This window comes from Falsiroseomonas sp. RANM36, assembly GCF_056682175.1.
On the sequence record NZ_JBWXTD010000007.1, the window covers coordinates 142,515 to 147,867 of the forward strand.

Annotated in this window: 5 protein-coding genes; all 5 read left to right on the forward strand. The window is 72.7% G+C overall.

Translation table 11 applies throughout. The annotated features are described in order from the left end of the window. The first annotated feature begins 90 nt into the window (after nucleotides 1-90). The gene (locus tag AC1MIR_RS24810; protein WP_480030847.1) at nucleotides 91-984 is read left to right on the forward strand and encodes a polysaccharide deacetylase family protein; all 894 of its coding nucleotides are present in this window, start codon (nucleotides 91-93) and stop codon (nucleotides 982-984) included. A 139-nt stretch (nucleotides 985-1,123) separates the two neighbouring features. Continuing rightward, complete coding sequence (locus tag AC1MIR_RS24815) at nucleotides 1,124-3,061, forward strand: elongation factor G (RefSeq protein WP_480030848.1); 1,938 nt, start codon at nucleotides 1,124-1,126, stop codon at nucleotides 3,059-3,061. A gap of 85 nt (nucleotides 3,062-3,146) precedes the next feature. After that, the gene (locus tag AC1MIR_RS24820) at nucleotides 3,147-3,488 is read left to right on the forward strand and encodes an STAS domain-containing protein (protein WP_480030849.1); all 342 of its coding nucleotides are present in this window, start codon (nucleotides 3,147-3,149) and stop codon (nucleotides 3,486-3,488) included. Between the two features lie 6 nt (nucleotides 3,489-3,494). Then, nucleotides 3,495-3,911: an ATP-binding protein gene (locus AC1MIR_RS24825; protein ID WP_480030850.1), complete on the forward strand. Its 417-nt coding sequence runs from the start codon at nucleotides 3,495-3,497 to the stop codon at nucleotides 3,909-3,911. A 276-nt stretch (nucleotides 3,912-4,187) separates the two neighbouring features. Next, nucleotides 4,188-5,258, forward strand: a complete 1,071-nt coding sequence (gene pstS / locus AC1MIR_RS24830) for a phosphate ABC transporter substrate-binding protein PstS (protein WP_480030851.1) — start codon at nucleotides 4,188-4,190, stop codon at nucleotides 5,256-5,258. Nucleotides 5,259-5,353 lie beyond the last annotated feature (95 nt).

Sequence of the window (5,353 nt, forward strand, 5' to 3'; positions counted from 1 at the left end):
CGCCGCGGGGGGGGGGTCCCCCCGGGGCGGGGCGTGGGGGGTTGGGCCCCCCGCCCGCCCCCCCGCCGCGGCGCGGGGGGCGGCCGCGCGATGACGACGCCGCGCGGCCCCGACCACGCGATCCATCCCTTCCTGCCCCAGCCGGCGCGGCCCGACTTCCTGTGGCCGGGCGGCAAGCGGGTTGCCGCCTACGTCCTGCTGCACCTCGAGCACACCGAGATCGCGCCCCCCGAAGACGCGCATCGCGATCCGCGCTTCCGCGGCGCCTTCTTCACCGGCACGCCCGACTGGCATGGCTACACCTATCGCGAATACGGCAACCGGATCGGCGCCTGGCGCATCCTCGACCTGCTGGCGGCGACGGGCATGCAGGCCAGCGTCGCCGTCAATCTCCTTGCGGCGGAGCGGCATCCGGAGCTGGTCGCCGCCTGCGCCGCGCAGGGGCATGAGCCGCTCGCGCACGGCCTTTCGGCCAGCCGCATGGTGACGTCGCGGATGAGCGAGGCGGAGGAGCGGGACCACATCGCGCAGGCGCGCGACGGGCTTGCGCGCGTCTGGCCGGGCGCGACCGGCTGGCTCGGCCAGGACCATGGGGCGACGGCGCGCAGCACGCGCCTGCTGGCGGAGGCGGGCTTCGCCTTCTCGCTGGACTGGGCCAATGACGACGAGCCCTATCTGCACGCATCCGGCCTGCTCGCCCTGCCGCCGCCGGGCGAATGGGACGATGTGCAGACGCTCTGGCTGCGCCGGGTGCCGGTCTGGCACTGGCCGGCGCTGGTCCGCGATGCGCTCGATCGGTTGCTGGCCGAGGAGCGCGGCGGGCGGGTGCTCGGCATCGGCGTGCATCCCTGGATGCTCGGCGCGCCGCACCGGATCCGCTACCTGCGCGCCTGCCTGCAGGACCTCGCCGCGCGGGAGGGGCTCCACATCGCCACCGCGGGCGCCCTGGCCGCGCATGCCCGCGCGATGCTCGCATCGCGATAGCCGATCGGTTCCGAAGCGCGGTTTTTGCTCGCACTGGCGCGCGCCTGCGGTATCGTTCCCCGGCGGGTCCCTGGCCCGACAGGGGATGCCGCCCAAGCACGAAGGCCGATCCCGGATCGGCCCCGGAGGAAGGCGCACGATGTCCGAGACCCCGAAGCATGGCCCGAGATGCGCCGCGCTGGTCGGCCCCTATGGCAGCGGGAAGTCCACCCTGTTCGATGCCATGCTGGCCGCGACCGGCCAGACGCCGCGGCGTGCCGGCAATGGCCGAGCGCATGTCCCGGGGACGGAGACGCGCGTCGCGCAGACGAGCTTCCTCGGCGACGCCTGGACCCTGCTGGACTGCCCGGGCTCCATCGAGCTCGGCTACATGGCCGCCTGCGCGCTCGCGGTCGCCGACATCGCGGTGGTGGTGGTCGAGCCCGACCCGGCGCGCGCCGCGATGGCCGCGCCCGCGCTGCGCATGGTGGAGGAGGCGGGCATTCCCGCCCTGGTGTTCGTCAACAAGCTCGATGCGCTCGCCGGCCAGATCCGCGACTGCGTCGCTGCGCTGCAGGAGCATGCGGGGCGTCGGCTGCTGTTGCGCCAGGTGCCGTGGCGCGAGGGCGAGCGGATCGTCGGCTATGTGGACCTCATCTCGGAACGCGCCTGGCGCTGGCGGGACGGCGCGGCTTCCGAGCCCGCGCCCTTCCCGGAGGCCATGCGCGGGCGCGAAGCGGAAGCCCGCGCCGCCCTCGCCGAGGCCCTGGCGGATGCGGACGACGCGCTGCTGGAGACGATCGTGGAGGACCGCGCGCCGGAACCCGCGGCGCTCTATGCGCCGCTCCATGCCGAGGAAGCAGCGGGCCATGCCGATGCCGTCCTGCTGGGCGCGGCGGAGCACGCGGCAGGCGTCCGGCGGCTGTGGAAGGCGTTGCGCCACGATGCGCCGGATGTCGCGGAAACCGCCGCGCGACGCGGCATCGCCGCCGGCGATGAGCCGCTGGCCCAGGTGTTCCGCACGGTGCATGCCGGGCATGCGGGCCGCCTGTCCCATGTCCGGGTCTGGCGCGGCGCGCTGCGCGACGGCGGCAGCCTCGGCGGGCAGCGGATCGGTGGCATCTGGCGCTTCCCCGGCGGCGAAGCGGCCAAGGTGACCGAGGCGGCTGCCGGCGACATCGTCGCGCTGGGGCGGCTGGAAGCGGTCGCCACCGGCGAAACGCTGGGCGGTGAGGCGGTTCCCTTCCCCGCACCGCCGCGGCCGACCTATGCGCTGGCGATCGAGCCGGCCGACCGCAAGGACGAGGTGAAGCTCGCCGCCGCCCTCGCCAGGCTGGCCGAGGAGGATCCGTCGCTGGCCATCGAGCAGGTCGCCGAGACCGCCGAGACCGTCCTGCGCGGGCAGGGCGAGCAGCACCTCCGCGCGGCCGTGGACCGGCTCTCGGGCGGATTGCGGCTCGAGACGCATCGCCCGCAGGTGGCGTTCCGCGAGACCATCCGGCGCCAGGTGCGCCAGCATGCGCGGCTGAAGCGGCAGACCGGCGGCCATGGCCAGTTCGCCGACGTGACGATCGAGGTGGCGCCGCGGCCGCGCGGGGCCGGCTTCAGCTTCGTGGACCGCATCGTCGGCGGGGCTATCCCGCGGAAGTTCATCCCCGCCTGCGCCGAAGCCGCCGAGGAGGCCGCGCGGAAGGGGCCGCTCGGCAATCCCGTCGTGGACATCGAGGTCACGCTGGTGGATGGCGGGTTCCACAGCGTGGACAGCTCCGACATGGCCTTCGCGACGGCGACCCGCATGGCCATGCAGGAGGCGCTGGCGCAGGCCGATCCGGTGCTGCTGGAGCCGGTCGAGCATGTGGCGGTGCTGGTGCCCGCCGCCTTCACGCCGGCGGCGCAGCGCCTGCTCAGCGGCCGCCGCGGCCAGATCCTGGGCTATGCCGAGTTGCAGGACCGCCCCGGCTGGGACGAGGTGGAAGCGATGGTGCCCGCCGCCGAACTGCACGACCTCATCCTGGAACTGCGCGGCCAGACCCTCGGCCTCGGCACCTACCGCCATCGCTTCGACCATCTGGCGGAAAGCCGGCTACGCCAGGGTTGATGCGCCACCATTCGTCCATGTAAACGTCATGCAAGGATTGCAGATCTGTGCTCTGCTCCTGCAGACGCATCGTGGAGGATGGCCTGTGCGCTTCGAACTCGTGGAGCTGGGTCCGACGGCTAACAAGGTCGTTCTGGTTGGCCGGCTGGATTCGGTGACGGTCGGCAATGTCGAGACGCCGCTGACCGCCGCCGTCGCGGCCACCGGTCGCAACGCGGTGCTGGACCTGACGGGCCTGGAGTTCCTCTCCTCCCTCGGCATCCGCCTGCTGCTCTCCGCGGCGCGGGTCGTGACGCGGCGCGGCGGCAAGGTCGTGCTGTTCGGCGCCCAGCCGATGGTGCGCGAGGTGCTTTCCGCCATGGCGCTCGACGAGGTGCTGCCGCTGGTGGACACCGAGCAGGAAGCGCTTGCCCGCATCGGCGTCTGACCTCCCGTGCTGCAGGTGGAATGCCCTCTCGAGCCCGCCGGGCTCGAGAACGCGCAAGCGCGCGTGGAGGCGTTTCTCGAGCAGGCGGGCGCATCGGCGCGCATCCGCTACAAGGTGCGTCTCGTCCTCGACGAGATGATCGCGAACCTGCGGATGCATGGGCGATTCGCGGCCGATCCGCCGCCGGCGCGGATCGCGGTCCGGTGGGACGGCGCGGGTGTGGATCTCCGGCTCGACGATGCCGCCGCCCCCTTCGATCCGCGCGGGACGTCCGATCCGGCCTCCCCTCCCTCCCTGCACGATGATCGCGTCGGCGGCCTCGGCCTGTCGCTGGTCAGGAAGATGGCGGAGGTGCGCAGCTACGGCCGGACGGAGGATGGCTGGAATCGGACCGAGTTCCGCGTTGCCGACGGCGAGGGCTAGAGCGGCCCCACCGCATGCGCATGCGGCGACGCCGCTCTGCCGTCTTGCTTCGGCGCAGTTTCCGAGCCGCCATGCGGGTCCGCTTCGCTTTCTCGCTTGAAGAGGCGCGAGCCGGACGGCCAGACATCCGGATGACAGCCTCACTTGTCGAGGTCGTCGTCATCGAACCTTCATCATTTTGCAATAGGGAGGTCTTTCCGCGCGCCTAGAAGCTCCGGACCCGAGAGGCCGCCTGCGACAGCAGGAGCCTGATCAACCACACCGGAGTGAAATGCAGTGAACAGGCGGACCCTTCTGCTCGGAACCGGCGCGGCGATGATGACGCCCGCCCTGCTGACCAGCGGCCCGGCGCGCGCGCAGCAGGTCACCATCACGGGCGCCGGCGCGTCCTTCCCGCGCCCCGTCTATGAGCGCTGGGGCACCCAGGCGCGCGAGGCCACCGGCATCCAGCTGAACTACCAGTCGATCGGCTCCGGCGGCGGCATCAACCAGATCACCAACCGCACGGTGGATTTCGGCGCCTCCGACGCGCCGCTCTCGGCGGAGCAGCTGCGCGAGCGCAACCTGCTGCAGTTCCCGACAGTGATGGGGTCGGTGGTGCTGATCGTGAACCTGCCGGGCGTCGCGGACAACGCGCTGCGCCTGACGCCGGAACTCGTGGTGGACATCTTCCTCGGCAAGATCACGCGCTGGAACGACGCGCGGATTGCCGAGGCGAACCGGGAGATCCGGATCCCCGGCCTGCCGATCAGCGTCGCCTACCGCGCCGACGCCTCCGGCACGACCAACACCTTCACCGTCTATCTCTCGCGCGTGTCGAGCGAATGGCAGCAGGGCCCGGGCGCGGGCACCTCGGTCCGCTGGCCGGTCGGCAACGGCGCCCGCGGCAATGAGGGCGTGGCCAATGCGGTCCGCAACACGCCCGGCGCGATCGGCTACACCGAGAACGCCTATGCCACCGTGAACCGGCTGATCACGACCCAGCTGCGCAACAAGTCCGGCCGCTTCGTGAGCCCGGTCATGGAGACCTTCCAGGCGGCGGCGGCACAGGCGGACTGGAGCCGCCCGGGCTTTGCGGCCGACCTGATCGACCTGAACGGCGAGAAAGTCTGGCCGATCGTGACGCCCACCTTCATCCTGCTGCCGACCAACCCGGTCGCAGACCGCGTCGCGGGCAGCCGCAACACCATGCGCTTCTTCGACTGGGCCTTCCGCAGCGGTGCGCAGGCCGCGACCAGCCTGGAATACATCCCGCTGCCGACCTCGGTGCACGATGCCGTCCGCGGCGCCTGGGCCGAGCAGGTGCGCGGCCCTGGCGGTGAGCGGCTCTGGCCTGTATCGGGCTGATCCGTCGGGGGGGGGGGGGGGGGCCCCCCCCCCCCCCCCCCCCCCCCCACCCCCCCCCCCCCCCCCCCCCCCGCGCAACGCGGGCGCGGGTTGTT

Bases quoted from the DNA above. Each gene is read 5' to 3' on its own strand.
- AC1MIR_RS24810 (WP_480030847.1), top strand. From the start codon at position 91: ATGACGACGCCGCGCGGCCCCGACCACGCGATCCATCCCTTCCTGCCC.
- AC1MIR_RS24815 (WP_480030848.1), top strand. From the start codon at position 1,124: ATGTCCGAGACCCCGAAGCATGGCCCGAGATGCGCCGCGCTGGTCGGC.